The following is a 2,487-nucleotide window of genomic DNA, read 5'->3' as shown; positions in this document are numbered from 1 at the left end:
CGCACCCCCTCCTCCCCCGACACTCCCGGAGCTCCCCAAGCACCGGCCGCCTCGCCTCCGCGGCAGATACCGGGCGCCCCCAGCGGCTGGTGATCGTCGGCGGCGTCGCAGGCGGCATGAGCTGCGCCGCCCGCGCGCGCCGCTTGAACGAGGATGCCGAGATCATCGTCCTGGACCGCGGCCAGCATGTCTCCTTCGCCAACTGCGGCCTGCCCTACTACGTCGGCGGCGAGATCGAAAACCAGGACGACCTGCTGGTGCAGACCCCCGAGCGCCTGCGCGCCTGGCTCAACCTGGATGTACGCACCGGCCACGACGTAGTCGGCATCGATCCCGAGGCGCAGGAGGTCATCGTCCGCACCGCCGACGGCATCCAGCGCCTCGACTACGACGCTCTGGTGCTGTCCCCCGGAGCACAGGGCACGCGTCCACCCATCGACGGGCTCGACTCGGCGCGCGTGTCCACCCTGCGCACCGTCGAGGACGCCGCCCATCTGCGCGAACAGGTCGACGCGGGAGTGGAATCGGCCATCGTCCTGGGCGCCGGCTTCATCGGCATCGAGGCCGCCGAAGTACTGGCCAAGCGCGGCATTGCCACCACCATCGTCGAGTACGCCGAGCACGTGCTACCACCGCTGGAACGGGAGAACGCCTACCCAATCACCCAGGAGCTGCGGAGGCTGGGGGTGGATGTGCGCACGGGCACCGCCGCCCAGTCGATCACCCCCGGAGCCGACGCGGACGAGGTGTTCCTGTCCGACGGGACACGCGTGCGGGCGGACATGATCGTCCTGGCCACGGGTGTGCGCCCGGACACCGACGCCTTCACCGCCTCCGGCCTGGAGCTGGAGCGCGGGGCCATCGTCGTCGATGAGCACGGCCGCACGAACCTGCCGCACGTCTACGCCGTCGGCGACGCCACCGTGTCCACCGATCCCGTCACCGGGGCCCGCCGCCCCATCCCCCTGGCCGGCCCGGCCAACCGGGCGGGGCGGCTGGTGGCCGACTTCATCATGGATCCCGCGCACGCCCGGCCGATTCCCGCACCGCTGGGCACCGCCATCGTCCGCGTCGGGGCGATGACCGCGGCGATGACCGGCGCGAACCGCGCCTCGCTGGACGCGGCGGGCATCGAGTACACGACCATTCACCTGCACCCCAACCAGCACGCCGGCTACTTCCCCGGAGCCACCCAGCTGCACCTGTCGGTCAACTTCGCCCCGGACGGGCGCATCCTGGGCGCCCAGTGCGTGGGCCGGGACGGCGTAGACAAGCGCATCGACGTGCTGGCCACGGCCATCCGCGCCGGCCTGGGTGTTGCCGACCTGATCGACCTGGACCTGGCCTACGCCCCGCCCTTCGGCCAGGCGAAGGACCCGGTGAACCTGGCGGGGATGCTGGGCTCGAACGTGCTTAACGGCACCGTGGACGTGTGGGACGTGCGCGACCTGGAACAGGTCCGCCAGACCCACCTGCTGCTGGACGTGCGCACGAGCGCCGAGGTCGCCCGCGGCATGGTGCCGGGCGCGCTCAACATCCCGCACACTGAGCTGCGTGCCCGCATCGAGGAGGTGCGGCAGGCCGCTGCCGGGCGTCCCGTCGGCGTGATCTGCCAGGTGGGGGTGCGCGCGAACATCGCCCACCGGATTCTCGTGGGACATGGCCTGGAATCCTCGGTTCTCACCGGCGGCATGATCACCCTGCGCGCCTGGCTGGGTGACGACGCCGACTCCTACCTGGTGGGGGCGTGATCGCCATGACCAAGACTCGGGATGGAGCGGCGACGACGGAGCAGGCCGCCCCGGACTTCGAGTGCGACCCGGAGACGAAGCGGCGGATCGTCAACCGTCTCAAGCGGGCGCGTGGCCAGCTGGACGCCGTCATCGACGCCGCCGAGCGCGGGGCCTCCTGCAAGGAGACGATCACGCAGCTGTCGGCCGTCACGCATGCGCTGAACCGGGCCGGATTCGTCATTATCGCCAGCGCCATGCGCAACTGCGTCGACGCCGAGCAGGCCTCACCGGCAGGCGACGACGGCGGGGCCGGAGTCGCGCCGGACGGCGCGGTCGCACCGGCGATGACCGTGGACGAGCTGGAGAAGATCTTCCTGTCCCTGGTCTGAGTGCCGCCCCGGCGCGCCGGGCCGCTTCCCCCTTTTCTTTCAACCCAATCAACCGAACCCAAAACAAGGAGTACATCATGTGTCGCAAGGTGACGTGCAAGAAGTGCGGCAAGCCCACCTGGGCCGGCTGCGGACAGCACATTGAGCAGGCGCTGGCGGGCGTGCCCAAGTCGCAGCGCTGCCAGGGCCACGACGACGAGCCCACCTCGTCCGGCACGCCGTCGGGCTTCCTGCGGGGGCTCTTCGGCCGCAAGTAGCACCCAAACTGATGCTCCTATGGTTGTCAAGTGGTTAGGGGTGGGTGGGTGTTGAGCCATTGGCGGTAGTTGTTGGTCAGGGTGGTGTCGTGGTGGAGTCCGCGTTCT

3 protein-coding genes are annotated in these 2,487 nt (G+C 70.3%); all 3 read left to right on the top strand.

Annotation, left to right across the window (positions count from 1 at the left end):
* The first annotated feature begins 116 nt into the window (after positions 1–116).
* Positions 117–1,751 carry an FAD-dependent oxidoreductase gene (locus BW737_RS09870; protein WP_086616113.1) on the top strand — a complete coding sequence of 545 codons (1,635 nt, stop codon included), beginning with the start codon at positions 117–119 and terminating at the stop codon, positions 1,749–1,751.
* Positions 1,752–1,756: 5 nt separating this feature from the next.
* A complete protein-coding gene (locus BW737_RS09865; protein WP_086616112.1) occupies positions 1,757–2,122 on the top strand; it encodes a metal-sensitive transcriptional regulator in 366 nt (121 codons plus the stop codon).
* 77 nt (positions 2,123–2,199) lie between these two features.
* On the top strand, positions 2,200–2,379 hold the full coding sequence (locus tag BW737_RS09860) for a hypothetical protein (RefSeq protein ID WP_086616111.1): 180 nt from the start codon (positions 2,200–2,202) through the stop codon (positions 2,377–2,379).
* The last annotated feature ends 108 nt before the right edge of the window (positions 2,380–2,487 follow it).

The organism is Actinomyces ruminis, assembly GCF_002154335.2.
Taxonomy (GTDB): Bacteria; Actinomycetota; Actinomycetes; order Actinomycetales; family Actinomycetaceae; genus Actinomyces; species Actinomyces ruminis.
The sequence above is the reverse complement of the archived record's forward strand: the minus strand, read 5'-3'. Positions and strand labels throughout refer to the sequence as shown.